This window comes from Klenkia taihuensis, assembly GCF_900112525.1.
GTDB lineage: Bacteria > Actinomycetota > Actinomycetes > Mycobacteriales > Geodermatophilaceae > Klenkia > Klenkia taihuensis.
This window is the reverse complement of sequence record NZ_FOMD01000001.1, coordinates 733,981-760,527: the sequence shown is the minus strand read 5'-3', so window position 1 is coordinate 760,527 and position 26,547 is coordinate 733,981. Positions and strand designations below refer to the sequence as shown.

The 26,547-nt window shown below is 73.3% G+C and carries 23 protein-coding genes; 13 read left to right on the top strand and 10 right to left on the bottom strand.

What is annotated here, in order from left to right:
- Positions 1–70: 70 nt before the first annotated feature.
- Positions 71–766 carry a hypothetical protein gene (locus BM158_RS21980; RefSeq protein ID WP_091554794.1) on the bottom strand — a complete coding sequence of 232 codons (696 nt, stop codon included), beginning with the start codon at positions 764–766 and terminating at the stop codon, positions 71–73.
- A 131-nt stretch (positions 767–897) separates the two neighbouring features.
- Positions 898–3,531 (bottom strand): ATP-dependent chaperone ClpB, encoded by a 2,634-nt coding sequence (gene clpB / locus BM158_RS03685; protein WP_091554792.1) that lies wholly within the window; start codon positions 3,529–3,531, stop codon positions 898–900.
- Positions 3,532–3,668: 137 nt separating this feature from the next.
- On the opposite strand from clpB, the gene BM158_RS03680 reads away from it, so the two are divergent.
- The 3 genes from BM158_RS03680 (at position 3,669) to BM158_RS03670 (ending at position 5,050) form a co-directional block, all read left to right on the top strand.
- Positions 3,669–4,130 (top strand): MarR family winged helix-turn-helix transcriptional regulator, encoded by a 462-nt coding sequence (locus tag BM158_RS03680; RefSeq protein WP_091554789.1) that lies wholly within the window; start codon positions 3,669–3,671, stop codon positions 4,128–4,130.
- Between the two features lie 61 nt (positions 4,131–4,191).
- Positions 4,192–4,635 (top strand): OsmC family protein, encoded by a 444-nt coding sequence (locus BM158_RS03675; protein ID WP_091060611.1) that lies wholly within the window; start codon positions 4,192–4,194, stop codon positions 4,633–4,635.
- Positions 4,636–4,744: 109 nt separating this feature from the next.
- Complete coding sequence (locus BM158_RS03670; RefSeq protein ID WP_091554788.1) at positions 4,745–5,050, top strand: hypothetical protein; 306 nt, start codon at positions 4,745–4,747, stop codon at positions 5,048–5,050.
- Between the two features lie 52 nt (positions 5,051–5,102).
- On the opposite strand, the gene BM158_RS03665 is transcribed toward BM158_RS03670, so the two are convergent.
- The 8 genes from BM158_RS03665 to BM158_RS03630 all read right to left on the bottom strand — a co-directional run bounded on the left by BM158_RS03665 (position 5,103) and on the right by BM158_RS03630 (position 13,649).
- Positions 5,103–6,875: an MDR family MFS transporter gene (locus BM158_RS03665; protein ID WP_091554786.1), complete on the bottom strand. Its 1,773-nt coding sequence runs from the start codon at positions 6,873–6,875 to the stop codon at positions 5,103–5,105.
- Between the two features lie 47 nt (positions 6,876–6,922).
- Positions 6,923–7,393 (bottom strand): MarR family winged helix-turn-helix transcriptional regulator, encoded by a 471-nt coding sequence (locus tag BM158_RS03660; protein ID WP_091554784.1) that lies wholly within the window; start codon positions 7,391–7,393, stop codon positions 6,923–6,925.
- 152 nt (positions 7,394–7,545) lie between these two features.
- Complete coding sequence (locus BM158_RS03655) at positions 7,546–8,094, bottom strand: MarR family winged helix-turn-helix transcriptional regulator (protein WP_091554782.1); 549 nt, start codon at positions 8,092–8,094, stop codon at positions 7,546–7,548.
- The gene (locus tag BM158_RS03650; protein WP_091554780.1) at positions 8,091–8,519 is read right to left on the bottom strand and encodes a heat shock protein transcriptional repressor HspR; all 429 of its coding nucleotides are present in this window, start codon (positions 8,517–8,519) and stop codon (positions 8,091–8,093) included. The genes BM158_RS03655 and BM158_RS03650 overlap by 4 nt, the downstream gene beginning before the upstream one ends.
- Position 8,520: 1 nt before the next feature.
- Positions 8,521–9,747 carry a molecular chaperone DnaJ gene (dnaJ, locus tag BM158_RS03645; RefSeq protein WP_091554778.1) on the bottom strand — a complete coding sequence of 409 codons (1,227 nt, stop codon included), beginning with the start codon at positions 9,745–9,747 and terminating at the stop codon, positions 8,521–8,523.
- 96 nt (positions 9,748–9,843) lie between these two features.
- Positions 9,844–10,587, bottom strand: a complete 744-nt coding sequence (gene grpE, locus BM158_RS03640) for a nucleotide exchange factor GrpE (RefSeq protein ID WP_091554777.1) — start codon at positions 10,585–10,587, stop codon at positions 9,844–9,846.
- Entirely contained in the window at positions 10,584–12,461 is a 1,878-nt protein-coding gene (gene dnaK / locus BM158_RS03635; RefSeq protein WP_091554775.1) for a molecular chaperone DnaK, read from the bottom strand. Before dnaK ends, grpE begins: the two co-directional genes overlap by 4 nt.
- A gap of 132 nt (positions 12,462–12,593) precedes the next feature.
- The gene (locus BM158_RS03630; RefSeq protein WP_091554772.1) at positions 12,594–13,649 is read right to left on the bottom strand and encodes a GGDEF domain-containing protein; all 1,056 of its coding nucleotides are present in this window, start codon (positions 13,647–13,649) and stop codon (positions 12,594–12,596) included.
- Positions 13,650–13,852: 203 nt separating this feature from the next.
- Between BM158_RS03630 and BM158_RS03625 the strand changes: the two genes are divergently transcribed.
- The 10 genes from BM158_RS03625 to BM158_RS03580 all read left to right on the top strand — a co-directional run bounded on the left by BM158_RS03625 (position 13,853) and on the right by BM158_RS03580 (position 26,526).
- Positions 13,853–16,207: a (Fe-S)-binding protein gene (locus BM158_RS03625; RefSeq protein ID WP_091554768.1), complete on the top strand. Its 2,355-nt coding sequence runs from the start codon at positions 13,853–13,855 to the stop codon at positions 16,205–16,207.
- A 22-nt stretch (positions 16,208–16,229) separates the two neighbouring features.
- Positions 16,230–16,790, top strand: a complete 561-nt coding sequence (locus BM158_RS03620) for a hypothetical protein (RefSeq protein WP_091554765.1) — start codon at positions 16,230–16,232, stop codon at positions 16,788–16,790.
- Positions 16,791–16,800: 10 nt separating this feature from the next.
- Entirely contained in the window at positions 16,801–17,757 is a 957-nt protein-coding gene (locus BM158_RS03615; RefSeq protein WP_207506147.1) for a DUF389 domain-containing protein, read from the top strand.
- 41 nt (positions 17,758–17,798) lie between these two features.
- The gene (locus tag BM158_RS03610) at positions 17,799–18,974 is read left to right on the top strand and encodes an ROK family protein (RefSeq protein WP_229827466.1); all 1,176 of its coding nucleotides are present in this window, start codon (positions 17,799–17,801) and stop codon (positions 18,972–18,974) included.
- 284 nt (positions 18,975–19,258) lie between these two features.
- A complete protein-coding gene (locus BM158_RS03605) occupies positions 19,259–20,770 on the top strand; it encodes a sugar ABC transporter ATP-binding protein (RefSeq protein ID WP_091554762.1) in 1,512 nt (503 codons plus the stop codon).
- A complete protein-coding gene (locus tag BM158_RS03600) occupies positions 20,767–21,867 on the top strand; it encodes an ABC transporter permease (RefSeq protein WP_091554761.1) in 1,101 nt (366 codons plus the stop codon). Before BM158_RS03605 ends, BM158_RS03600 begins: the two co-directional genes overlap by 4 nt.
- Positions 21,868–21,926: 59 nt before the next feature.
- Positions 21,927–22,952 (top strand): substrate-binding domain-containing protein, encoded by a 1,026-nt coding sequence (locus BM158_RS03595; RefSeq protein WP_229827467.1) that lies wholly within the window; start codon positions 21,927–21,929, stop codon positions 22,950–22,952.
- Between the two features lie 55 nt (positions 22,953–23,007).
- Complete coding sequence (locus BM158_RS03590; protein WP_091554757.1) at positions 23,008–24,177, top strand: Gfo/Idh/MocA family protein; 1,170 nt, start codon at positions 23,008–23,010, stop codon at positions 24,175–24,177.
- Between the two features lie 13 nt (positions 24,178–24,190).
- Complete coding sequence (locus tag BM158_RS03585) at positions 24,191–25,195, top strand: sugar phosphate isomerase/epimerase family protein (RefSeq protein ID WP_091554755.1); 1,005 nt, start codon at positions 24,191–24,193, stop codon at positions 25,193–25,195.
- 44 nt (positions 25,196–25,239) lie between these two features.
- The gene (locus BM158_RS03580) at positions 25,240–26,526 is read left to right on the top strand and encodes an MFS transporter (protein ID WP_091554752.1); all 1,287 of its coding nucleotides are present in this window, start codon (positions 25,240–25,242) and stop codon (positions 26,524–26,526) included.
- Positions 26,527–26,547 lie beyond the last annotated feature (21 nt).

The following is a 26,547-nucleotide window of genomic DNA, read 5'->3' as shown; positions in this document are numbered from 1 at the left end:
GTGGCCGACGGGGAGACGGCACGGGGCCGTCGTCCACAGGCTGTGGACGGCGGCCCCGGTCAGCTGGTGGTCAGCGACCCTTCATGGCGGCGTACCACTGGCTGGACGCCTTCTGGGCCAGGAAGAAGATGCCCGCGGCGATGAGGACCAGCTGCAGGATGCTCAGGATCGTGATCAGCGCGACGCCGGTGCCGGCGATGTTGAACACCGACAGCAGGCTCAGGCCACCGAGCACGAACAGCACGATGCGCGCCCAGTTCTTGCCCTGGTAGGCGAACCAGATGACCGCGCAGTAGGCGGCGAAGAAGATCAGCCCGATGACCGCGCCGGCCGTGGCGGCGCCGTTGCCCACGCCCGACAGCGAGGCGTCGACCGAGTCGGGGTCGATGCCGGCGTCGCGGTAGGCGTTGTCGAGGATCGTCTGCAGGTTCAGGAAGGTCACGATCGACCCGATGAGCCCGAGGACGGTGGCGGCGACGAAGGCGTAGATGCCGTTGGTGACCGTCGCGGGCCGGGCGGGCGCCGGGCCAGCAGGGCCCTGGGGACCCCAGCCGGCGTTCGGCGCGGCGGGGTAGCCGCCGGGCTGCTGGCCGTACCCCTGCTGGCCGTACCCCTGCTGGCCGTAGCCCTGCTGGTAGCCGGGCTGCTGGCCGTAGCCGGGCTGGCCCTGCTGGTAACCGGGCTGCTGGCCGTACGGCTGGCCCTGCGGGGGCTGACCCTGTCCGGGCTGGCCCCAGTCGCCGGGGTTCCCCTGTCCTGACGTCATGCGTCCTCCTCCATCGGGCCCGGCGCACCCGGGCGGGAAGATCATGACGGCTCCCCCGGACTCCGGCGACCCGGAACGCGACGGCGCCCACCGACCGGGTGGTCGGGAGGCGCCGTCGGTCGGGCCGCAGGTCAGGCGGTGAGTTCCCGCGGCGGCTCGGCGGCGCCGTCGGCCTGCGGCGGGGTGCTGCCGGCGCGGCGGACGACGAGCCCGGCGTCGAGCTCCCCGGCCACGTCCACGGCCACCACGTCGCCGTCCCGGATGTCCCCGGACAGCAGCGCGCGGGCCAGCTGGTCGCCGATCGCGGACTGCACCAGCCGGCGCAGCGGCCGGGCGCCGTAGACCGGGTCGAACCCGTTCATGGCCAGCCACTCGCGGGCGGCGTCGGAGACCTCGAGGGTCAGCCGGCGGGCCGCCAGGCGGCGGGCCAGCACGGCGACCTGGATGTCGACGATGCCGGTGAGCTCCTCGGTGCCCAGGGGGCGGAACACCACGACGTCGTCGAGCCGGTTGAGGAACTCCGGCTTGAAGTGCGCCCGCACCACGTCGTCGACCGCGCGCCGCTTGGCGTCGGCGGCGATCGACTGGTCGGCGATGACCTGCGAACCGAGGTTGGAGGTCAGCACCAGGATGGTGTTGCGGAAGTCCACCGTGCGGCCCTGGCCGTCGGTGAGCCGGCCGTCGTCGAGCACCTGGAGCAGGACGTCGAACACGTCGGGGTGGGCCTTCTCGACCTCGTCGAGCAGCACGATCGTGTACGGACGGCGCCGCACCGCCTCGGTGAGCTGGCCGCCGGCCTCGTAGCCGACGTAGCCGGGGGGCGCCCCGACCAGCCGGGAGACCGAGTGCTTCTCGGAGTACTCGCTCATGTCGATGCGGACCATCGCCCGCTCGTCGTCGAAGAGGAACTCCGCCAGCGCCTTGGCCAGCTCGGTCTTGCCGACGCCGGTGGGGCCCAGGAACAGGAAGGACCCGGTCGGCCGGTCGGGGTCGGCCACGCCGGAGCGGGCCCGGCGGACGGCGTCGGCCACCGCGCGCACGGCCTCGGGCTGCCCGACGACGCGGCCGGAGAGCACGTCCTCCATCCGCAGCAGCTTGGCCGTCTCGCCCTCGAGCAGCCGCCCGGCGGGGATGCCGGTCCAGGACTGCACGACCTCGGCGATGTCGTCGGGGCCGACCTCCTCCTTGAGCATCGAGGCGTCGGCGGTGCTCGCGGAGGCCTCGGCCAGCGCCTTCTCCAGGGCGGGCAGCTGGCCGTAGCGCAGCTCGGCGACCCGGGCCAGGTCGCCGTCGCGCTCGGCGCGCTCGGCCTCCTGGCGCACGGTCTCCAGCCGCTCCTTGGTCTCCCGGATGCGGTCGATGGCGCCCTTGTCCTGCTGCCAGCGGGCGGTCAGCTGGTCCAGCAGCTCGCGGCGGTCGGCGAGGTCCTCGCGGAGGGCGACCAGCCGCTGCTGGCTGGCCTCGTCCTCCTCCTTGGCCAGCGCCATCTCCTCGATCTCGAGCCGGCGGACCACGCGCTCCACCTCGTCGACCTCGACGGGGCGGCTGTCGATCTCCATCCGCAGCCGGCTGGCGGCCTCGTCGACGAGGTCGATGGCCTTGTCCGGCAGGAAGCGGGCGGTGACGTAGCGGTCGGACAGCGTCGCGGCCGAGACGATCGCGGCGTCGGTGATCCGGACGCCGTGGTGCACCTCGTAGCGCTCCTTGAGCCCGCGCAGGATGCCGATGGTGTCCTCGACGCTGGGCTCGCCGACCCACACCTGCTGGAAGCGCCGCTCCAGCGCGGGGTCCTTCTCGATGTGCTCGCGGTACTCGTCCAGCGTGGTCGCGCCGACCATGCGCAGCTCGCCGCGGGCCAGCATCGGCTTGATCATGTTGCCGGCGTCCATGGCGGAGTCGCCGCTGGCGCCCGCGCCCACGATGGTGTGCAGCTCGTCGATGAAGGTGACGACCTCGCCGTCGCTCTCGGTGATCTCCTGGAGCACGGCCTTGAGCCGCTCCTCGAACTCACCGCGGAACTTGGCGCCGGCCACCATCGCCGAGAGGTCCAGGCTCATCAGCCGCTTGCCCTTGAGGCTCTCGGGGACGTCACCGGCCACGATGCGCTGGGCCAGGCCCTCGACGATCGCGGTCTTGCCGACGCCGGGCTCGCCGATGAGCACCGGGTTGTTCTTGGTGCGGCGGGAGAGCACCTGCACGACGCGGCGGATCTCGGTGTCCCGGCCGATGACCGGGTCGACCTTGCCCTCGCGGGCGCGCTCGGTGAGGTCGACGGCGTACTTCTCCAGCGCCTTGTAGGTGCCCTCGGGGTCGGCGGAGGTGACCTTGCGGTTGCCGCGCACGGTGCGGAAGGCCGCCAGCAGTGCCTCGTCGGTGGCGCCGGCGGCGGTCAGCGCCGACCCGGCCTCCCCGCCGACGGCGGCCAGCCCCACGATCAGGTGCTCGGTGGAGACGAACTCGTCGCCGAGCGCGGTGGCCTGCTCCCCCGCGGCGTTGACCACCCGCAGGAAGTCGCGGGACGGCGCCGGCGCGGCCACGGTCGACCCGGAGACGCTGGGCATCCGGCGCAGCGCCGCCTCGGCCCGCGCGCGCACCTCGCCGGGGACGGCACCGGTGGCCTGCAGCAGCGGACCGGCGATGCCGTCGGTCTGGTCGAGCAGGGCGAGCAGGAGGTGCAGCGGCTCCAGCGCGGCCTGGCCGCGGTCGACCGCCAGCCGCTGAGCTGCGGCGATGGCCTCCTGCGCACGGGTGGTCAGCTTGTCCATGGTCGGGGTGGGGTCCTTCCGTCGTGGGGTGTCTCCGCCGTCAACGATCGCAGAGTTGAGTCTGTTCCGCTCAACCCGAACAGCGCAACGAGACCGCCCGGATCCCGAGGTTGCATTGCGCCCCCTAAGCTTGTGGGATGCCGGACACCCCACAGCCCAGCGTCGAGCTGGACGACCAGCTGTGCTTCGCCCTGTACGCGGCCTCGCGTGCGGTCACCGCCCGCTACCGCCCCATGCTGGACAAGATGGGTCTCACCTATCCCCAGTACCTGGTCATGATGCTGCTGTGGGAGGAGGACGGCCAGACCGTCGGCCAGCTCGGCAGCCGGCTCGCCCTGGACTCCGGGACGCTGTCCCCCCTGCTCAAGCGCCTCACCGCGGCCGGTCTGGTCACCCGCCACCGCCGGGTCGACGACGAGCGCTCGGTGTCCATCCAGCTCACCGCGGCCGGCCGCGAGCTGGAGTCGCAGGCATTCGAGGTGTCGCGCGACATGATCGGGGCACTGGGCATGACGATCGCCGAGTTCGACCACCTGAAGGGTGAGCTCCGGACCCTCACGGACCGGGTCTCCTCGGACGGGAACAGTTCACCGAACTGATCGGTTGTGCGCGATCGAACGGCCCGTCGAGACACGGCGGCCTGACGACGAAGGAGCACACATGCCCACTCGCACCGCACGCACCGCCTGGAACGGCACCCTCGAGGAGGGCTCCGGCCAGGTCGAGCTGTCCAGCTCGAAGGTCGGCACCTACGACGTGTCCTTCCCCAAGCGCGCGGCCGACGAGGCCGGCGGCACCACCTCCCCCGAGGAGCTCATCGCCGCGGCCCACTCAGCCTGCTACGCGATGCAGTTCTCCGCCCTGATCGCCCAGGCCGGCGGCACCCCCGAGAGCCTCGAGGTCTCCGCGGACGTCTCGCTCGGCCCGGACTCCGCCAACGGCGGCTTCAAGCTGACCGGCATCAAGCTGACCGTCCGCGGCGAGGTCAGCGGGCTGGACGAGGCCGGCTTCAAGCAGGCCGCCGAGGACGCCAAGGCCGGCTGCCCGGTGAGCAAGGCCCTGACCGGCGTCGACATCACGCTGGACGCCGCGCTCGTGTCCTGACGCACCCCGCACCACCACAGGGCCCCCTCCCGCGATCGGGAGGGGGCCCTGCTGCGTTCCCCAGCCGGCGCATAGGCGGGGCACGGGTCGGGCGGTCACCGTCGTCCGCATGGAGCCCGAGACCCCGTTCGGAGCACGTCGCCGCGGCACCCTGCGCCTGCGGCTCGTCACCGCCGGCGTCGCCGCCGCGGTCATGGCCGGCACCGGTGCCGCCACGATCGCCCTGGCCGACACCGGGACGACCACGACCCCGGAGTCGACCGGCACGGAGTCGACCGGCACGGGGACGACCGCCGCGACCAGCACCGACTCCACGACCACCGGCACCACGAGCTCGGAGGACCCGCTCAGCACCGGGTCGGGCGTGACGTCGTCCTCCGGGTCGGGCAGCGACGCCAGCTCCGGCAGCTCCTGACGCAGCAGGGCCCGCCCCCGGGTGGGGGCGGGCCCTGCTGCGCGGGGGCGGGTCAGCGGCGGGCGGCCACCGGCTCGTGGGCCCCGTGGCGGCCGTGGTCCTCCTCCTCGAGGAGGACGGTCACCCGGACCGGGTGCTCGGGGGCGTCGACCCCGCCGACGGCGTGCCGGCCGGCCAGCTGCTGGTCCACCGCAGCGGTGCTGTCCGAGGGCACCGGGGCGGCGACCGGGGCGCCGGAGCGCTCGGCCCGGGCCCGCTCGTCACCGCTCTCGGTGCGCAGCGCGACCTCCCTGATGAACAGCACCGACACCACGGTGATCACCGACAGGACCGCGGCGACCAGGAAGATCCGGCCGGTCGCGTCGCCGTAGGACACCCGGATGAGGTCCTGCACCGGGGCAGGGGCGTCTGCCAGGTTCGCCAGGCCGACGTCGCCGCCGCCGGACTGCGCCGCGGCACCGGCGGGCAGCCCCGCGGTGATCAGCGAGCTGACCCGGGCGCTGAGCACCGCACCGAGCACCGAGACGCCGATGGTGCCGCCGAGGCTGCGGAAGAACGCGACCGCGGAGCTGGCCGCACCCAGGTCGGTGGCGGCCACCGTGTTCTGCACCGCGAGCACCAGGTTCTGCATCGTCATGCCGATGCCCAGGCCCAGGACGGCGAGGAAGACGCCGAGCAGCACCATGTTCGTGGTGTGGTCGATCGTGGACAGCAGCCCGAAGCCGGCGGCGACCAGCACGGACCCGGCGACCAGGTAGGCCTTCCACTTGCCGTACCGGGAGATCAGGATGCCCGACACGGTGGAGGAGACCAGCAGCCCGCCGACCATCGGGATGGTCAGCAGACCGGCGGCGGTCGGTGAGTAGCCGCGCGAGATCTGCAGGTACTGGCCGAGGAAGACCGTCGAGCCGAACAGCGCGACGCCGACGGCGACCGAGGCGACGATCGCCAGCGTCGTGGTGCGCTCGCGGAACAGCCGCAGCGGGACGATGGGCTCCTTGGCGCGGGTCTCGGTGACCACGAAGGCGACGACGGCGAGCAGGCCGCCACCGACCATCAGCGCGGTCTCCAGGGACAGCCAGGCGAAGCTGTCGCCGGCCAGGGTCACCCAGATCAGCAGCAGGGAGACGCCGGCGGTGAGGAAGGCCGCGCCCAGGTAGTCGATGTGCACGGTCCGCTTGACGGTGGGCAGGTGCAGCGTGCGCTGCAGCAGCACGAGGGCGACGACGGCGACCGGGACGCCGACGAAGAAGCACCACCGCCAGCCCAGCCAGCTGGTGTCGACCAGCAGGCCACCGATGAGCGGCCCGGCGACGGTGGCCACGGCCATCACGCCGCCCAGCAGGCCGGAGTACCGGCCACGCTCGCGGGGGCTGATCATCGCGGCCATGGCGATCTGCACCAGGGCCTGCAGACCACCCAGGCCCAGGCCCTGCAGCACGCGCCAGCCGATGAGCGTCGGCACCGACTGCGCCAGCCCGGCCAGCACCGAGCCGGTCACGAAGACCACGATCGCGATCTGGATGAGCAGCTTCTTGCTCATCAGGTCCGACAGCTTGCCCCAGATCGGGGTCGAGGCCGTGCTGGCCAGCAGGGTGGCGGTGACCACCCAGGTGTACTGGCTCTGCGAGCCGCGCAGGTCGGTGATGATCGTGGGCAGCGCGTTGGAGACGACCGTCGAGGACAGCATGGCGACGAACAGCGCCAGCATCAGCCCGGACAGGGCCTCGAGGATCTGCCGGTGGCTCATCCGGCCCTGCTGCTCGGCCGGGGACTCCTCGGCCGGGCGCGCGGTCGCGCGGTCGGCGGTGGTGGTGCTCGCCATGCGTGCTGCTCCTGCGTTCTCGTGGTGGGTGGTGGGGGCGGCGGTGCTCACGCCGCGGCCTCGGGCCGGGGTGCGCGGCCGACGCCGAGGTCGGCGGTCAGCCGCTCGAGCAGGCGGCAGAGGGTGGCGGCCTCCTCGTCGGTCCAGTCCGACAGCGCGGCGGCCGCCCACTCCCCGCGCACCTCGCGGGTGCGCTCGAGCGCGGCGGCGCCGGCCTCGCTGAGGCCGATCAGGCTGGCCCGGCCGTCGAGCGGGTCGGGCCGGCGGACGACGAAGCCGGAGCGCTCGAGGACGGCGACCTGCCGGCTGACGACGGAGCCGTCCACGCCGACGGCGGCGGCCAGCGCACTGCACCGCTGCTCGCCGTCGCGCTCCAGCGGGACCAGCAGCGCCCAGCCGAAACCGGGGAGGTCGCCGTAGAGCTCGTGGGCGGCGCGGTGCGAGAGCTGGCGACCGGCGCGGATGAGCTGACCCAGACCGGCGGTCAGCCGGTCGGCCGTGTCCTGTGCGACGTGCACGCTGCACCTCCGACGTTGCTTGTAGACCTCAACCATCTTCACGCAATTGGTTGAGGTCTGCAACCTGTACGCCGGAGAGGTGGGTCACCCAGGACGCACGACGGCCGCGCCCCCGGGTGGGGACGCGGCCGTGGTCGGGCTGCGGAGCGGGGTCAGTCGTCGGCGAGCGCGGTGCCGCGGACCTGGGCCTCGCGGGCCTCGCCGAGCCGGTTCAGCCGGCCGAGCAGGGCGGCGAGCGACGCCACGTCGTCGGTGGCCCAGTCGGCCAGGTCGGCCTCCCAGCGCGCGCGGCGGGCGTCGCGGATCTCCGAGAGCCGGCGGTGCCCCTCGGTGGAGGTGGACAGCACCTGCGCCCGGCCGTCGTCGGGGTCGGCGACCCGGTCGACCAGGCCGGCGTCCACGAGCGAGGCGACCTGCCGGCTGACGGTGGACTTGTCCAGCCCGAGCCGGACGACGACGTCGCTGGCGCGCAGCGGGCCGGCGTCGTCGAGCAGCACCAGCAGGCCGTAGGCGGCGCCGTCCAGACCCCGGTGTAGCTCCCCGGCGAGCCGGCCCTGGATCGCCCGGGCCCGGCGCAGCAGCAGGGCCACCTCGCGCTCGAGGGCCACGTGCGCCTCGTGGGCGGCGGGGTCGGCGGTGGTCGTCGCGGTGCTCACGTCGTCCTCGACGTGCACCGGCCCCGTGGGGTTCCCGTCGCTCATCTGCTGCTCCTCGGTCCGCGGGGTCGCCAGACCACCAGGGCGGTGCCCGGCGCGGGGTAGCCGGTGTCGGCGCGGAAGCCCGTGGCCGCCGCCTCGGCCGCCGCCGCCCGGTGCCGGGCGTCGTCGACCTCGGCGAGCAGCTCGCGCACCCGGTCCTGCAGCGCCTCGACCTGCGACTCCAGCTCGATGATCCGTTTGATGCCGGCCAGGTTGACGCCGTCCTCCTGGGACAGCCGCTGCACCTCGCGCAGCAGCGCGACGTCGCGGGGGCTGTAGCGGCGCCCGCCCCCGGCCGTGCGGCCGGGGCTGACCAGCCCGAGCCGGTCGTACTGGCGCAGCGTCTGCGCGTGCATGCCGGCCAGCTGGGCGGCCACCGAGATGACGAAGACGGGGGCGTCGTCGGCCACGGACCGCGGTTCGCTCACCTCACACACCCCCTCCCGCCCGGACCGCGGCGGTCACCTGCGGTCGCGGGTCCTCGTCGATCCGGGCGGCCAGCTCCTCCACCGCGGCGCGCGCCTCGGCGTCCAGCGAGGTGGGCACCGCGATGCTGACCGTGACCAGCAGGTCACCGGTGCGGCCCTTGCCGTGCACGCCGCGACCGCGCACCCGGAAGGTGCGGCCGCCGGCCGTGCCCGGGGGCACCTTGAGCGACACCGTGCCGTCCAGGGTGGGGACGGTCAGCGTCGTGCCGAGCGCGGCCTCGGCGAAGCTGATCGGGACGTCGAGGGTCAGGTCGTCACCGCTGCGGCCGAACAGCTCGCTGCCGGTGACGTGCACGACGACGAACAGGTCGCCGGCCGGGCCCCCGCGGCGGCCCGGTGCGCCCTTGCCGGCCAGCCGGATGCGCTGGCCGTCCTTGACGCCGGCCGGGATGCGCACGGTGATGGTGCGGACCTGGTCGGTGATGCCGCTGCCCTTGCAGGTGGCGCACGGGTCGTCGACGACCGTACCGCTGCCGCGGCACTCGCGGCAGGGCTCGGAGAAGGCGAAGGCGCCCTGGCTCCGGCTGGTGACGCCGGCGCCGTTGCAGACCGGGCAGGTGTGCGGGGCGGTGCCGGGCTTGGCGCCGCTGCCGTGGCAGGTCGGGCAGGAACCCGGGCTCTGCATGCGCAGCGGGACGGTCACGCCCAGCACGGCCTCGTCGAAGGCCAGCGTCGCCTCGGTCTCGACGTCCTGCCCGCGTGCCGGGCCGGATGCGGCCTGCTGGCGGCTGCGGGTGCCCGTGGCACCGCCACCGCCGCCGCCGAAGAGCCCGCCGAACAGGTCGCCCAGGCCGCCGCCCGCCCGGGCGCCGCCCCCGCCGGAGGCGGCACCGAACAGGTCGCCGAGGTCGAAGGGCTGCCCGGCACTGCCGGCCGGGAAGCCGCCGGGCGGGAAACCGCCACCGCCGGCGCCGGGCCGGAAGCCGCCCGAGCCGAAGAGCCGGCGGGCCTCGTCGTACTCCTTGCGCTTGGCCGGGTCCGAGAGCACGCCGTAGGCCTCGGAGGCCTCCTTGAACTTGGCCTCGGCCTGCGCGTTGCCCGGGTTCTTGTCCGGGTGCAGGTCACGGGCCAGGGCCCGGTAGGCCTTCTTGATGGCGGCCGCGTCGGCGTCCTTGGCGACGCCCAGTGCGGCGTAGTAGTCCTTCTCGATGAAGTCCCGGGTGCTCATCGGGCGCCCCCCTCCTGCTCGGTGTGCGTCCGGTGGCCGGACGGGATGGTCGGGTGCGGACGGGGTGGGTCAGGACCCACCCCGTCCGCGTCGTGCTCAACCGGCCGGGGTGTCCCCCGGCTGCTGCTCCCCGTCGGCCGCCGGCGCCGCCGGCGCGGGGCTCTCGGGGTCGGTGACCCCGACCATCGCGGTGCGCAGCACCCGGTCACCGCGCCGGAAGCCCGGGCGCAGCACCGTGGTGGCGGTGGGCACCTGCACGTCGGCGGAGGTGTCGTGCAGCACCGCCTCGTGCAGCGCCGGGTCGAACGCGTCGCCCGGGGCGCCGAAGGTGACCACGCCCAGGCCGTCGAGCAGGCCCAGCACGCGGTCGGCGACGACCTTGAACGCACCGGTCAGGTCGCCGTGCTCCCTGGCCCGCTCGATGTCGTCGACGATCGGGATCAGCTGGCCGGCGAACCGCTCCGCGGCCTGGTCGACCACGGCGACCCGGTCGCGGTCGACCCGCCGCCGGTAGTTGGCGTACTCGGCGGTGACCCGCTGCAGGTCCTCGGTCCGCTCGGCCAGCTGCCGGGCGGTGTCGTCACCGACCAGCTCGGCCGGGGTGTCGGGGACCTCGGGGGTCACCACGTCGGGCTGGTCGGGCTCGGGGGCCGGACCGTTCTGCTCGCTCATCTGCTCCCCTGGGGTGGCTGTCGACCCTGGTCGACCGGCGGTGCCGGCCGGCGAGCCCATCACGGTCTCGCCGGCCGGCTCCCGCACCTGGCCGCTGGTCGGGTCGATCCGGCGCTTGTCACGGATGACGACGCGCGGGGTCTCCTCGTCCTGCGGTCGGTCGGTCACTTCTTGTCGGTGTCCTCGTCCACGATCTCGGCGTCGACGACGTCGTCGTCCGGGGCCGAGCCGGCGGCACCGGCACCGGCCGCACCGGCGCCCGCGGCACCCGGCTGGCCCTCGGCGCCGGCCGCGTTCTCCGCCTGCTGGGCGTAGAGCGCACCGCCGACCTCCTGCGAGATCCGGGCGACGTTCTCCTGCGCGGTCTTGATGGCCGCGATGTCCGAGCCGCCGAGGGCCGAGCGCAGGTCGGTCAGCGCCGCACCGAGCTCGTCCTTCTTGTCCTCGGGGATCTTGTCGCCGTTCTCCGCCAGGAACTTCTCGGTCTGGTACTGGAGGGACTCGGCCAGGTTGCGGGTCTCGGCCTCGTCGCGGCGCTTCTTGTCCTCCTCGGCGTGCGCCTCGGCGTCCTTCATCATCCGCTCGATGTCGTCCTTGGGCAGGGCCGAGCCGCCGGTGATGGTCATCGACTGCTCCTTGCCGGTGCCCAGGTCCTTCGCGTGGACGTGCACGATGCCGTTGGCGTCGATGTCGAAGGCCACCTCGATCTGCGGGACCCCGCGGGGGGCCGGCGGCAGACCGGTCAGCTCGAACATGCCGAGCTTCTTGTTGTAGGCGGCCATCTCGCGCTCGCCCTGGAAGACCTGGATCTGCACGGACGGCTGGTTGTCGTCGGCCGTCGTGAAGATCTCGGAGCGCTTGGTCGGGATCGTGGTGTTGCGCTCGATGAGCTTGGTCATGATCCCGCCCTTGGTCTCGATGCCCAGGGACAGCGGGGTGACGTCGAGGAGCAGCACGTCCTTGACCTCGCCGCGGAGCACGCCGGCCTGCAGCGCGGCACCGATGGCGACGACCTCGTCGGGGTTGACGCCCTTGTTGGGCTCCTTGCCCCCGGTCAGCTCGCGGACCAGGTCCGACACCGCCGGCATGCGGGTGGAGCCACCCACGAGGACGACGTGGTCGATCTGGCCGACGGAGATGCCGGCGTCGCGGACGGCCTGGTTGAACGGCGCCTTGGTGCGGTCCAGCAGCGACTGGGTGAGCCGCTGGAACTCCGCGCGGGTGATCGTGACGTCCAGGTGCAGCGGGCCGTCGGCCCCGGCGGTGATGTAGGGCAGGTTGACGTTGGTCGACTGCGCGCCCGACAGCTCGATCTTGGCCTTCTCCGCGGCCTCGCGCAGCCGCTGCATGGCCAGCTTGTCCTTGGACAGGTCGATGCCGTTGGCGGCGTTGAACTGCTTGACCAGGTGGTCCATGACGGCCTGGTCCCAGTCGTCACCACCGAGCTGGTTGTCACCGGCGGTGGCCTTGACCTCGATGACGCCGTCGCCGATCTCCAGCAGGCTGACGTCGAAGGTGCCGCCACCGAGGTCGAAGACCAGGATGGTCTGCTCGGTCTCGCCCTTGTCCAGGCCGTAGGCCAGGGCCGCGGCGGTGGGCTCGTTGACGATGCGCAGGACGTTCAGGCCGGCGATCTCGCCGGCCTCCTTGGTGGCCTGGCGCTGGGCGTCCTCGAAGTAGGCGGGGACGGTGATGACGGCCTCGGTGACCGGCTCGCCCAGGTAGGTCTCGGCGTCGCGCTTGAGCTTCTGCAGCACGCGGGCGCTGATCTCCTGCGGGGTGTACTGCTTGCCGTCGATGTCGGCGGTCTTCCAGTCGGTGCCCATGTGCCGCTTCACCGAGCGGATGGTGCGGTCGACGTTGGTGACCGCCTGGTTCTTCGCCGACTGGCCGACCAGGACCTCGCCGTTCTTGGCGAAGGCGACGACCGACGGGGTGGTGCGGGAGCCCTCGGAGTTGGCGATGACCGTGGGCTCGCCGCCCTCGAGGACGGTGACGACGGAGTTGGTGGTGCCGAGGTCGATGCCGACCGCTCGTGCCATGGGATGTGGCCCTTCTCGTGCGCTGGTGTGCCGTGCAGGTCCGGTGGTCTCGCGTCGGGCGCCTTGCGCCCCGGCCGCTCAACTTTCCTGCCCACCGTAACGGCAAACCTCCGGGTGGTGTTCCCGGCCCCCTCAGGGACGGGGCAACCGGGAGACGACGAGGTCGCGGCCGCCCTCCTTGGCCACGTAGAGCAGCCGGTCGGCGCGCAGCAGCACCGCGTCCACCGAGTCGACGTCGTCGAGCACGCTGACCCCGAAGCTCGCCGTCATCACCAGTCCGCCGGGGAAGCCGTGCGCGGCGATGTCCCGGCGCAACCGCTCGGCCACCGCGGCGCCGGCCTCGAGGTCGGCCCGGGGCACCACCACCAGGAACTCCTCGCCGCCCCACCGGCCGAACACCGCGTCGGGCCGCAGCGACGCGCGCACCACCTCGGCGACCTCCTGCAGCACCAGGTCGCCGACGTCGTGGCCGTACCGGTCGTTGACGGCCTTGAAGTGGTCGAGGTCGAACAGCACGACGGCGGTGGACCCGCCGGCCCGGCGGTCCTGCACCGCGGTGTGCAGCGCGTCGATGAGGCTGCGGCGGTTGGGCAGGCCGGTGAGGACGTCGGTGTGCGCGAGCTCGCGCAGCCGGGCGGCCTCGGCGCGGCTGAGCGCGAGGGCCTCCTTGCTGCGGGCCATGAGGAACGCCAGCATCGCCAGCACCGCCACGTAGCCCAGCGCGCCGACCAGGTCGGGGGCGTAGCCGCGCCCGCCGGGCTCCCCGGGGACGAACCGGAGCAGGCCGACCACCAGGGCGACGGCCGGCCCGGCCAGCGAGGCGATCAACGCCCAGCGGGTGTCGAACCACAGGTGCGCGAGCACGACGAGCAGGCACAGGTTCGCGAACACGCCCGGGAACAGCGACGCCCAGGCGGCGGCGTCGTCGGGGGCGGTGGCCAGCTGCAGGGCCATGGTGGTCAGCCACACGGCGGCCAGCACGACGAACCCGCCGACCTCGACCCACCGGATGCGGTCGGGGAACCGGACCAGGACGACGCCCGCGCCGACGAGGAACACGGCCAGCAGGGGGAAGGAGACCGTGCGCTCGAGCGGGTGCCCCTCGGCGCCGGCGATCTGCCAGCCGCAACCCACCAGGCCCAGCACGCAGATGGCGAGGTAGACGCGGCGGCGCACCTGCCCGTGCACGTGCCGCCTCCCCGTCCCGGCCCGCAGCGCCGTGGATCGGTGCTCGTCGGGCGGTCGCCAGAGGTTGCCACGGCGGCGTGTCGAGGGCAACGCGACCCGGCGCGCACCGTCCGGGGTTACTCGTCAGTAGCCTGTGGGTGCCCTGGACTATCGTCCGGGCACGTCACCTCGGTCGTCGTCGACCGGTGGGGAGAGGGAGTTCCGTGGGCCCGTTGCAGGTCGTCCTGGGCACGCTCTGCGTGCTGCTGCTCGTCGTCGCCGTGGTCCTCGCGACCCAGGCCGTGCGCAAGATGCTGGCGGTGATCAGGACCGGCCAGCCCGACGGCAGCCGGTTCGGCCCCGTGGGCCCCCGGCTGAAGAACCTCGCCGTGGAGTCCCTGGGCCACACCCGGATGCTCAAGTGGTCGACCATCGGCGCCGCGCACTGGTTCGTGATGGTGGGCTTCTACGGCCTGTTCCTCACCCTGGTCGAGGCCTTCGGCGAGGTGTTCGACCCCTCGTTCCACCTGCCGCTGATCGGCACCTGGGGCATCTGGAACCTGTTCGTCGACGTCATCGGCCTGGGCACCGTGCTCGGCATCCTGGTGCTGATCGTCATCCGGCAGAAGGACCACCCGCGGCGCACCGGCCGCAACGGCCGCTTCACCGGCTCCAACGAGGGCCGCGGCTACTTCGTCGAGGCCGTCGTCCTGGTCATCGGCATCTGCATCCTGTCCATCCGGGCGGCCAAGATCGCCTCGGGCCTGGACGACGCCCCCGGCTGGTCGCACCCGGTCAGCTCGGCGCTGTCGAACCTGTTCCCCGACAACGCCGACCTGGTCAGCGTCATCGCGTTCGTGAAGATCGTGGTCAGCCTGGTCTGGCTGATCGTGATCGCCCGCAACCTGACCATGGGCGTGGCCTGGCACCGGTTCAGCGCCTTCTTCAACATCTACTTCAAGCGCGAGGACGACGGCGCCGTCGCGCTGGGCCCGATGCAGCCGATGACCTCCGGCGGTGTCCCGATCGACTTCGAGGACCCCGACGAGGACGCCGTCTTCGGCCGCGGCAAGATCGAGGACTTCACCTGGAAGGGGATGCTGGACTTCACCACCTGCACCGAGTGCGGGCGGTGCCAGAGCCAGTGCCCGGCCTGGAACACCGGCAAGCCCCTGTCGCCGAAGATGGTGATCATGGACCTGCGGGACCACCTGTACGCCAAGGCGCCGTACCTGGTGGGGGCCCGCGAGGTCGGCGACGGCAAGGGCGACAGCGCGGGCGGGGAGTCCGTGATGACGCCGGAGGCCCCGTCGATGGAGCAGACCTGGTACTCCGGCTTCGCCCGGATCCAGGGCACCAACGACGCCCAGGCCGAGCGGCCGCTGGTCGGCACCCTCGAGGAGGGCGGGGTCATCGACCCCGACGTGCTGTGGAGCTGCACCAACTGCGGCGCCTGCGTCGAGCAGTGCCCGGTCGACATCGAGCACGTCGACCACATCAACGACATGCGCCGCTACCAGACGCTGATCGAGTCCAGCTTCCCGTCCGAGGCCGGCGTGATGCTGCGCAACCTGGAGAACCGCGGCAACCCGTGGGGCGTGAGCCCGTCCACCCGTGACGAGTGGATGAAGGACATGCCCTTCCCGGTCCGCCAGGTCGAGGGCGCCATCGACGACGACGTCGAGTACCTGTTCTGGGTCGGCTGCGCCGGCGCGATCGACGACCGCGCCAAGAAGGTCACCAAGGCCGTCGCCGAGCTGCTGCACACCGCGGGCGTGGAGTTCGCCGTGCTGGGCTCGGGCGAGACGTGCACCGGCGACCCGGCCCGCCGCATGGGCAACGAGTTCGTCTTCCAGCAGCTGGCCGCCGAGAACGTCGAGACGCTCAACACCGTCTTCGAGGGCCGCGAGGCCGGCCGGCGCAAGATCGTGGCCACCTGCCCGCACTGCTTCAACTCGATCAACCGCGAGTACCCGCAGCTGGGCGGCGACTACGACGTCGTGCACCACACCCAGCTGCTGGGCCAGCTGGTCGAGGAGGGCCGGCTCACCCCGGTCACCCCGATCGACCGCAAGGTGACCTACCACGACCCGTGCTTCCTGGGCCGGCACAACAAGGTCTACACCCCGCCGCGGGAGATCCTGGACAGCGTGCAGGGCCTGCGCACCCAGGAGATGCACCGTTGCAAGGACCGCGGCTTCTGCTGCGGCGCCGGCGGTGCGCGCATGTGGATGGAGGAGAAGATCGGGTCGCGGATCAACATGAACCGCACCGAGGAGGCCCTCGAGCTCGACCCCGACGTCATCTCCACCGCCTGCCCGTTCTGCATCACGATGCTCAGCGACGCGGTGAACTCCAAGAAGGAGAAGGGCGAGGCCGCCGAGCACGTCGAGGTGCTCGACGTCAGCCAGATCCTGCTGCGCTCGATGGCGCCGGTGGGCGCGGCGGCGGCCGGTGCGGAGTCCGGTCCGCAGCCGGGCGCCGAGGGCACCACCGACCGCGGCACCGCCCCGCAGGGCACCCAGCACGGGGAGACCCAGCAGGGCCAGTCCGGCCCGGGCGCGGCCCCGGCGGAGTAGGAGAACGGGGGACACTGGCGCGGTGAGCTTCATCTTCGGTGGCGTCCGCGGGCGGGAGGACCCCGAGCTGGCGGCCGGCAACCGGCGCACCGCCCAGCACTTCGCCCGCGACGTCGGCGACGAGCGGGCGCTGGCCGGTGACCGCACGCCCATCCGCCGCGGCAACCACTGGACGTGGCTGGCCGTCGCCGTCGTCGTGCTCGCGGTGCTGGGGTTCACCTCCTCGCGCGGGGCCGACGAGGTGCCGCTGACCGCGGACTGCACCACCCCGGCGATCGGGGTCTCCTCCAGCCAGGTCACCGCCGGGCAGACCATGTACGTGCGGCTCACCGGCCCCGACGGCGTGCCCTACGTGCTCACCGTCGACGGCGCACCGGTCCGCGGCGACGCCGGCTCGACGGTCAGCTACACCCAGACCGGTGCCGGCCCGGCGCTGGAGCTCACCCAGTGCCTGTCCCCCAGCCTGGCGATTGCCGCGCCCGCCGGCGACGGCCCGCACGAGGTCGCCGTCCTGGCCGTCGCCGCGGACGGCACGACCCGCCAGGTCGCCACCACCACCCTCCAGGTCACTGGGACCAGGTGACAATCTGCGCGTGCTGCTGCATCTGCGGATCACCGTCCCGGCCGACCGGGCCGACGAGGTCCACGCGCTGCTCGACGACCACGTCGGGGTGACCCACCTGGTCCACCTGCGCGGGGCGGTGCGCCGGCCCGACGGCGACCTGGTCATGTGCGACGTGGCGCGGGAGTCGGTCGACCACCTCGTCGACGAGCTGCAGCGGCATGGCGTCGACGAGGACGGCGGGATCGCGATCGAGTCGGTGGACACCTCGCTGTCGGCGGCCTCCGAGCGCGCCGAGCAGGACGCCCCCGGGGACGGCGCGGACGCGGTGGTCTGGGACCAGGTGGTCGCCACCGCCGACGAGGAGTCGCGGCTGACCTGGACGTTCTGCGCGTTCCTGACCATCGCCTGCCTGCTGGCCGCGCTGGCGATCATCACCGACTCCGCGGTGCTGCTCATCGGCGGCATGGTCATGGGCCCGGAGTTCAGCCCGCTGGCCGGGATCGCGCTGGGCCTGGTGCACCGGAACCGGCTGGTCATCCGGCACTCGCTGACCTCCCTCGGCGTCGGGTTCGCCGTCGCCACGGTGCTGACCGTCGGCTTCGCGCTGCTGCTGCGCTGGTGGGGCTGGGCCGACGTGTCCGACCTGCTCGCCGAGCGACCGGCGACCGGGTTCATCACCCGCCCCGACCGCTGGTCGTTCCCGGTGGCCTTCATCGCCGGTGTCGCCGGGATGCTGGCGCTGACCAGCTCGAAGTCCGCCAGCCTGGTCGGCGTCTTCATCTCGGTGACCACGGTGCCGGCGGTCGCGGCCCTCGCGCTGGGCATCGCGTTCGGCGACTGGACCGACTCCGCCCGGTCGCTGCTCCAGCTGGGCATCAACGTCGTCGGGATCATGCTGGCCGCGGTGCTCACGCTGCTCGCGCTCAAGGGCCTGTGGCGCCGGGTGCCCCGTTCGGTGCCCCGCCGGCTGGGCGAGGCGGGCTGACCGCGACGGGCCCGCCGCGGGGCCGTGCCACCATGTCGCGCGTGGTCCAGCAGCCGTCGGTCTCCGCCTCGCCGGCTGCGCTGCTGCAGCACGTGCGCGCCGGGCGGGCCAGCAGCCGGGCCGAGCTCGCCGCGCTGACCGGCGCCTCGCGCAACACCATCAGCAGCCGGGTGGACCAGCTCATCGGCGCGGACCTGCTGGTCGAGGGCGGGCGCGGGGACAGCACCGGCGGCCGGCCGCCGACCCTGCTGCAGTTCAACAGCCGCGCGGGGTGCGTGCTGGCCGTCGACCTCGGGGTGACCAGCGTCGACGTCGCCGTCACCGACCTGTCGGCCCGGGTGCTGGCCACCGCCGGCCACCCGATGGACATCGCCGAGGGGCCGCACGCGGTGCTGGCCGAGGCGGTCCGGCTGGGGGCCGAGGTGCTGGCCGCGGCGGGGCTGTCCGACGCCGACGTCCGGGCGGTCGGGGTGGGCGTCCCCGGGCCGGTGGAGTTCTCGACCGGCCGGCCCTCCCACCCGCCGATCATGCCGGGCTGGCACGACCACCCGATCCCGGAGGCCTTCGCCCGCTGGCCGGTCCCGGTGGTGGTCGACAACGACGTGAACGTCATGGCGCTGGGCGAGATGGGCGTGACCGGCTCGGACCTCGACGTCCTGGTGGTCAAGGTCGGCACCGGCGTCGGCTGCGGCGTGGTGGTCGAGGGCCGGGTCTACCGCGGCGCCCAGGGCAGCGCCGGCGACATCGGGCACATCCACGTCGCCGCCCCCGACGACCGCAGCGTGCTGTGCCGCTGCGGCAACACCAACTGCCTGGAGGCGCTGGCCAGCGGCTCCTCGCTGCTGCGCGACGCGCTCGCCGCGGGCCTGCCGGTCACCTCGACCCGCGACGTCGTCGGCCTGGCCGCCCGCGGCGACGGGCCCGCGCTGGAGCTGGTCCGGCAGGCCGGCCGCACGATCGGCACGGTGCTGGCCGCGCTGGTCAACTTCTTCAACCCGCACCGGATCGTCGTCACCGGCGGGGTCGCCCACGCCGGGCTGCCGCTGCTGTCGGGCATCCGCGAGTCGGTGTACGCCCGGGCGATGCCGCTGGCCGCCCGCACCCTCGCCGTCGAGCTCAGCGCCGCGCCCGAGCTGTCGGGCCGGGTCGGTGCCGCGCTCATGGCCGTGGAGGCCTGCCTCGACGAGGACGGCGTCCGCGGGGCCCTGCACGCCTGACCGGCTGGTCTCGTTCCGGTAACAACGCCGGGAGACCTTGACCACGCCGCTGCGCGTCTCCTAGGTTCCTGCTGAGCGGACTAACGCTCAGCGTTGCGCATAAGTCGGATTCCCGATCACCGCGCGCCGCGACCAGATCACGGTTCGATCACGTCTGTGCAGGCCCTGTGCAGCCGAAGTGATCCGTGTCATAGTTCAGCCGCTGAACTCGTTCATCGGTTGAACTAATAGACCACCCAACGGAGGGCGGCGGTGTGAGCAGCGGCGACGGAGCTCTCCTGCAGATGCAGGGGATCGTCAAGACCTTCCCCGGGGTGCGGGCCCTCGGCGGCGTCGACCTCGACGTCCGGGCCGGCGAGGTGCACTGCCTGCTCGGCCAGAACGGCGCCGGCAAGTCCACCCTCATCAAGGTCCTGGCCGGGGCGCACCAGCCCGACGAGGGCGAGATCCGCTGGGACGGCGAGGCCGTGCGGCTCACCGACCCGCAGGCCGCCATGAAGCTCGGCATCGCCACCATCTACCAGGAGCTCGACCTGGTCTCGGGCCTGTCGGTGGCCGACAACGTCTTCCTCGGCCGCGAGCGCTCCCGCTTCGGCCTGTCCCGCCCCGCCGCCGCACACCGGGCCACCTCGGCGCTGCTCGAGCGGCTCGGCCACCCCGAGATCCGCCCCGGCACCGAGGTCGGCGCGCTGTCGGCGGCCAGCCAGCAGATGGTCAGCATGGCCCGCGCGCTGTCCCAGGACGCCCGGCTGATCGTCATGGACGAGCCCTCCGCGGTGCTGGACAACGAGGAAGTCGAGCGGCTGTTCGCCGTCGTCCGCGACCTCACCGCCGACGGCGTCGCCGTCGTCTACATCTCCCACCGGCTCGAGGAGATCCGCCAGGTCGGCGACCGCATCACCGTCATCAAGGACGGCCGCACGGTGGCCACCGGGCTGCCCGCCCGGGAGACCCCGACCCGCGAGGTCATCTCGCTGATGACCGGCCGCACCATCGAGTACGTCTTCCCGCAGCGCACCGAGCGGGCCGCCGTGACCGCCGCGCCGCTGCTCGAGGTCGACCACGTCACCGTCCCCGGCCACGTCGACGACGTCTCCTTCACCGTCGCCCCCGGCGAGATCCTGGGCCTGGCCGGGCTGGTCGGTTCCGGCCGCTCCGAGGTGCTCGAGGCCGTCTACGGCGCCCGCCGGCCGACCAGCGGCGAGGTCCGGGTGGACGGGCAGAAGCTGCGCCCGGGCGACGTCGCGGCCGCGGTCGCCGCCGGCGTCGGCCTGGCCCCCGAGGAGCGCAAGAGCCAGGCGCTGCTGCTCGGCGACCCGATCTACCGCAACATCACCCTCTCCAGCATGGCCCGCTTCGCCCGCGGCGGGTTCCTCTCCGTGCGCGGGGAGAAGGCCGCGGCCCGCGAGCAGACCGAGGCCCTCGACCTGCGCCCGGTCGACGTCGACCGCGAGGTCCGCACGCTCTCCGGCGGCAACCAGCAGAAGGTCGTGCTGGCCCGCTGGCTGCTGCGCGAGTGCCGGGTGCTGCTGCTGGACGAGCCCACCCGCGGCGTCGACGTCGGCGCCCGGTCGGAGATCTACGCCCTGGTCCGCGCCCTGGCCGACCGCGGCGTCGCCGTCGTGGTGGTCAGCAGCGAGATCCCCGAGGTCCTCGGCCTGGCCGACCGCGTCCTGGTGCTGGCCGAGGGCCGCGTGCTGGCCGACCGGCCGGCCACCGCACTCGACGAGCACCAGGTCCTCGACCTGGTCATGCAGGGCACCCCCACCCACACCAGCAAGGGACACGTGGCATGAGCACCCCGACCACCCAGGCCCCCCCGGCCACCGGCACGGCGCCCCGGCGCGGCACCGGCGGCTCGTTCCTCTCCGGCTCGGTCGGCCGCAACGCCGGACTGGTGATCGCCCTGGTCATCCTGTGCGTCGTCGGCGTCGTCACCGCCGGCGACCGGTTCGCCAGCACCGACAACCTGATCACCATCCTGCGGCTGGCCGCGGTGACCGGCGTGGTCAGCATCGGCATGACCTTCGTGATCATCGGCGGTGGCATCGACCTGTCGGTCGGCGCGCTGGTCGCGCTGTCCTCCGTCTGGGCCACCACGCTGGCCACCCAGGCGCTGGCCGACGACATCCACTGGATCGTCATGGTCGGCACCGCGCTGCTGGTCGGCGGGCTGGCCGGCCTGGTCAACGGGGTGGTGATCGCCTACGGCAAGCTCGTGGCCTTCATCGCCACCCTGGCCATGCTGGTGGCCGCGCGCGGCCTGGCCGAGATCCTGGCCAACCGGCGCACCCAGACGGTGAAGAACGACGGCTTCCTGGACTTCTTCACCGCCTCGCCGCTGGGCCTGCCGGCCCTGGTGTGGATCTTCGCGCTGGTCGCCGTCGTGGGCTGGGTGCTGCTCAACCGGACGACGTTCGGCCGGCGCACCTTCGCCGTCGGCGGCAACGCCGAGGCCGCCCGGCTGGCCGGCATCCGGGTGCAGCGGCACACGGTCGCCCTCTACGTGCTGTCGGGGATCACCTGCGGCATCGCCGCCGTGATGCTCATGGCCCGCACCACGACCGGCAGCTCCACCCACGGCACGCTGCTCGAGCTCGACGCCATCGCCGCGGTGGTCATCGGCGGCACCCTGCTCATCGGGGGCCGCGGCACGATCGTCGGCACCGTCCTCGGCGTCCTGATCTTCACGTCGCTGAGCAACGTGTTCACGCTCAACAACATCTCCAGCTCCGCCCAGGCCGTCGCCAAGGGCGTGATCATCGTCCTCGCCGTGCTGCTCCAGCAGCGGGTCGCCGCCGGTCGCAAGCAGCGCCGCTCCCCCGCGAGCACGCCCCCCACCGCCGCCGACGGCGCCCCCGCCGGCGCCAGCCCCGGCGTCCCCGCTCCCTGACTCCCCCGCACCACCCCACCTCAAGGAGAACCAGCATGTCCGCACGGCACCGTCGCCTGTTGACCACCACCGTCGCCGTCGTCGGCGCCGCTGCCCTGGTCACCGGCTGCACCGGCAACACCCCCGAGGCCAGCGAGTCCGGCAGCGGGAGCGGCGGCAACAACGCCGCCAGCTCCAACGACGACCCGGGCGACACCGTCGTCATCGGTTTCTCCGCCCCGGCCGCCGACCACGGCTGGATGGCCCAGATCACCGCGGCCGCCCAGGCCGAGGCCGACCGCTACGAGGACATCGACCTGCGCGTCGCCGAGGGCACCAACGACGTGAGCGCGCAGATTGCCCAGGTCGAGACCTTCATCAACGACGGCGTGGACGCCATCGTGCTGCTGCCCTTCGACGGCGACGCGATGACCCCGATCGCGCTCGAGGCCATGCAGGCCGGCATCCCGGTCATCAACGTCGACCGCGAGTTCAGCGACCCCAACGCCGCCCGCGTCACCGTGCTGGGCGACAACTACGGCATGGGCATCTCGGCCGGCCAGTACATCTGCTCCGAGCTGGGCGACCAGCCCGACGCCGTGGTCGCCGAGGTGGCCGGCATCGACTCCCTCCCGCTGACCCAGGAGCGCAGCCAGGGCTTCGCCGACGCCCTGGCCGAGTGCGGCCTGGACGTCGACAACCGGGTCGCCGCGGAGTTCACCGTGGAGTCCGGCGAGGAGGTCACGGCGAACCTGCTGCAGGCCGCCCCGCAGATCGACGCCATCTGGAACCACGACGACGACCAGGGCATCGGCGTCCTGGCCGCCATCACCAACGCCGGCCGCGACGAGTTCTTCATGGTCGGCGGCGCCGGTTCGGCCAACGCCATGCGCAGCATCCAGGCCGGCGACTCGGTCCTGCAGGCCACGGTCATCTACCCGGCCAGCCAGGCCGCCGACGGCGTCCGGCTCGCCCGCCTGCTCGCCCAGGACAAGGGCCTGTCCGACCTGACCGACGTCGAGGTGCCCCGCCAGATCACCCTGTCGGCCCCCGTCGTGACCGCGGACAACGTCGACCAGTACATCGACAGCGCGTTCGAGTCCTGATCGACCGCCGGGGCCGCGCACGGGCGCGGCCCCGGCCCACCCCTGGAGGACCCGCATGACCACCCCGCTCCGGGTCGCGATGGTCGGGCACGCGTTCATGGGCGCCGCCCACTCGCACGCCTGGCGTACCGCACCCCGATTCTTCGACCTGCCCCTGGCCCCCGAGCTGGCCGTCGTCGTCGGCCGGGACGCCGACCGCGCCGCGGCCGCCGCCGACCGGCTCGGCTGGGCCGCCAGCGCCACCGACTGGCGCGAGGTGATCACCCGGGACGACGTCGACCTGGTCGACGTCTGCACCCCGGGCGACACCCACGCCGAGATCGCGATCGCCGCGCTCGAGGCCGGCAAGCACGTGCTGTGCGAGAAGCCGCTGGCCAACTCCGTCGCCGAGGCCGAGGCCATGGCCGACGCCGCCGCCCGCGCCGCGGAGCGCGGCGTGTTCGCCATGGTCGGGTTCACCTACCGCCGGGTGCCGGCGATCGCGCTGGCCCGCCAGCTGGTCGCCGACGGCCGCATCGGGCAGGTGCGGCACGTCCGCGCGGCCTACCTGCAGGACTGGATCGCCGACCCGCAGGCCCCCATGTCCTGGCGGCTGGAGGCCGACAAGGCCGGCTCGGGCGCGCTGGGCGACATCGGCGCGCACGTGGTCGACCTGACCCAGCACATCCTCGGCGAGCAGATCACCGGGGTCGCCGCGACCCTGGAGACCTTCGTCAAGGAGCGCCCGCTGCCCTCGGCCGCCGGGTCGCTGTCCGGCACCGCCGGCGAGGGCACCGGCACGGTCACCGTGGACGACGCCGCGCTGTTCCTGGCCCGCTTCTCCGGCGGCGCGCTGGCCACCTTCGAGGCCACCCGGTTCGCCCTCGGCCGCAAGAACGCCATCCGGATCGAGGTCAACGGCTCGGCCGGCAGCCTCGCGTTCGACTTCGAGGACATGAACACCCTGCACTTCTTCGACGGCGCCGACCCCGACGAGACCGCCGGCTTCCGGCGGATCGTGGTCACCGAGCCCGGGCACCCCTACGTCGGGCACTGGTGGCCGGCCGGGCACGGGCTGGGCTACGAGCACGGCTTCACCCACCAGGTCGTCGACCTCGTCGGCGCGCTGGCCGCGGGCGAGCAGCCCACGCCGTCCTTCGCCGACGGCCTGGCCGTGCAGCGCGTGCTGGACACCGTGCAGCGCAGCTCCGCCGCCGGCTCCGCCTGGACCCCCGTCACCCTGTAGAGAGCGAGACCCGATGCCCCGCCCCGTCACCCTGTTCACCGGCCAGTGGGCCGACCTGCCGTTCGAGGAGGTGTGCCGGCTGGCCTCCGGGTGGGGCTACGACGGCCTGGAGATCGCCTGCTGGGGCGACCACCTCGACGTCGTCCGCGCCACCGAGGACGACGGCTACGTCCGCGCCAAGAAGGACCTGCTGGAGCAGCACGGCCTGCAGGTCTGGGCCATCTCCAACCACCTCAACGGCCAGGCCGTCTGCGACGACCCGATCGACGCCCGGCACCAGAACATGGTCGACCCGCGGGTGTGGGGCGACGGCGACCCCGAGGGCGTGCGCCGCCGCGCCGCGGAGGAGATGAAGGCCACCGCGCACGCCGCGAAGGCCCTCGGCGTCTCCACCGTCGTCGGGTTCACCGGGTCCTCGATCTGGAAGACCGTGGCGATGTTCCCGCCGGTCCCCGAGTCGATGGTGGCCGCCGGCTACCAGGACTTCGCCGACCGGTGGAACCCGATCCTCGACGAGTTCGACGCCGCCGGCGCCCGGTTCGCCCACGAGGTGCACCCCTCGGAGATCGCCTACGACTACTGGACGACGGTCGCCACCCTGGAGGCGATCGGCCACCGCGAGGCCTTCGGGCTGAACTGGGACCCGTCGCACTTCGTGTGGCAGGACCTCGACCCGGTCGGGTTCCTCTGGGACTTCAAGGACCGGATCTACCACGTGGACTGCAAGGACGCGAAGAAGCAGGTCGGCAACGGCCGCAACGGCCGGATGGGCTCGCACCTGCCCTGGGCCGACCCGCGCCGCGGCTGGGACTTCGTCTCCACCGGGCACGGCGACGTCCCGTGGGAGGCCTGCTTCCGGATGCTGAACACGATCGGCTACGACGGCCCCATCTCGGTGGAGTGGGAGGACGCCGGCATGGACCGCCTGGTCGGTGCCCCCGAGGCGCTGGACTTCGTGCGGAAGCTGGCCTTCGACCCGCCGTCCGCGGCCTTCGACGCGGCCTTCTCCCGCAGCTGACCCGCCCTCCCCGGGCCGCGCGCCCGGGTGGACCATGGGTTCTCGTGACCGCCCCGCCAGCCCCCGCCGGATCCTCCCGACGGGGGCTGGCGCTCGTCGCGACCGCCGTCGTGCTCACCGGGTTCAACCTGCGGACGGCGGTCAACAGCATCGGGCCGGTGCTGCAGGAGATCGAGCAGGGCCTGGGCATCTCCTCCGGTGCGGCCGGGCTGATCACCACCATGCCGCTGCTGTGCTTCGCCGCGATCGGGTTCGCCGGCCCGCCGCTGGCCGCCCGGTTCCGCGACGGCCACGTGCTGGCCGCGGCGCTGGTCGTGATGGCGCTCGGCGTGGTCGGCCGGGCGGTCGCGCCGTCGTTCTGGGTCTTCCTGCTCGGCACCGTGGCCACGATGGTCGGCGGCGCGCTGGGCAACGTGCTGCTGCCGGGCATCGTCAAGCACTGGTTCCCCGGCCGCACCGGTCTGCTGGTCGGCGCGTACAGCACCGCGATGGCCGTCGGCGGCGCGGTGGCCAGCGTCTCCACCGCCCCGGTCGCCGCGGCCGTGGGCGCCGACGGGTGGCGGTGGGCGCTGGGCGTGTGGGCGGTGTTCGCCGTCCTCGCGGTGCTGCCCTGGCTCGCCGTCCCGAAGCGGTCGGGCGGGTCCGGCGGGCCGGCCCGGGCGGTGCGGCTGCGGGCGCTGGTGCGCAGCTCGCTGGCCTGGCAGCTCGCGGTGTTCTTCGGCCTGCAGGCGATGCAGGCCTACGTGATCGTCGGCTGGACGGCGCAGTACCTGCGCGACGAGGGCATGTCCGCCGCCGCGGCCGGCGCGCTGGTCGGCGTCAACGCGCTCATCGTGATCCCGCTCAACGCGCTGGTGCCGATGGGCACGGTCCGGCAGGCCTGGCAGCGGCCGATGCTGGTGGCCTTCATGGCCTGCTACCTGGCCGGCTGGACCGGCCTGCTGCTGGCCCCGCTGACCCTGACCTGGCTGTGGATGTCGCTGCTGGGCTGCGGCATGGGCACCTTCGCGATGGTGCTGGCGCTGCTGGGCATGCGGGCCCGCACGCCGGAGACGGTGAACGCGCTGTCGACGGTGGTGCAGGGCTGGGGCTACGCGATCTCGGCGGCCGGCCCGGTGCTGGTGGGCCTGCTGCGTGGCTGGACCGGCGGCTACACGGGCATGTTCGTGCTGGTCTACGCCGGGGTCGCCGGGCTGTTCGTCACCGGCTGGCTGGTCTGCGCGCCCCGCCAGGTGGACGACGAGGTGCCCGGGCTGACCGGCTCGGCCGACGACGGTCCCACGGTGGAGGCCGCCGGCGCCGAGCCCCCGGTGGTCGTCGACCGGGGCTGACCTCCGGTCCGGCTCAACTCG

What these genes read in the sequence shown, in the direction of transcription:
- BM158_RS21980 (WP_091554794.1), bottom strand. Translation starts at nt 766, where the DNA reads ATGACGTCAGGACAGGGGAACCCCGGCGACTGGGGCCAGCCCGGACAG.
- clpB (WP_091554792.1), bottom strand. Translation starts at nt 3,531, where the DNA reads ATGGACAAGCTGACCACCCGTGCGCAGGAGGCCATCGCCGCAGCTCAG.
- BM158_RS03680 (WP_091554789.1), top strand. Translation starts at nt 3,669, where the DNA reads ATGCCGGACACCCCACAGCCCAGCGTCGAGCTGGACGACCAGCTGTGC.
- BM158_RS03675 (WP_091060611.1), top strand. Translation starts at nt 4,192, where the DNA reads ATGCCCACTCGCACCGCACGCACCGCCTGGAACGGCACCCTCGAGGAG.
- BM158_RS03670 (WP_091554788.1), top strand. Translation starts at nt 4,745, where the DNA reads ATGGAGCCCGAGACCCCGTTCGGAGCACGTCGCCGCGGCACCCTGCGC.
- BM158_RS03665 (WP_091554786.1), bottom strand. Translation starts at nt 6,875, where the DNA reads ATGGCGAGCACCACCACCGCCGACCGCGCGACCGCGCGCCCGGCCGAG.
- BM158_RS03655 (WP_091554782.1), bottom strand. Translation starts at nt 8,094, where the DNA reads ATGAGCGACGGGAACCCCACGGGGCCGGTGCACGTCGAGGACGACGTG.
- dnaJ (WP_091554778.1), bottom strand. Translation starts at nt 9,747, where the DNA reads ATGAGCACCCGGGACTTCATCGAGAAGGACTACTACGCCGCACTGGGC.
- dnaK (WP_091554775.1), bottom strand. Translation starts at nt 12,461, where the DNA reads ATGGCACGAGCGGTCGGCATCGACCTCGGCACCACCAACTCCGTCGTC.
- BM158_RS03605 (WP_091554762.1), top strand. Translation starts at nt 19,259, where the DNA reads ATGCAGGGGATCGTCAAGACCTTCCCCGGGGTGCGGGCCCTCGGCGGC.
- BM158_RS03600 (WP_091554761.1), top strand. Translation starts at nt 20,767, where the DNA reads ATGAGCACCCCGACCACCCAGGCCCCCCCGGCCACCGGCACGGCGCCC.
- BM158_RS03590 (WP_091554757.1), top strand. Translation starts at nt 23,008, where the DNA reads ATGACCACCCCGCTCCGGGTCGCGATGGTCGGGCACGCGTTCATGGGC.
- BM158_RS03585 (WP_091554755.1), top strand. Translation starts at nt 24,191, where the DNA reads ATGCCCCGCCCCGTCACCCTGTTCACCGGCCAGTGGGCCGACCTGCCG.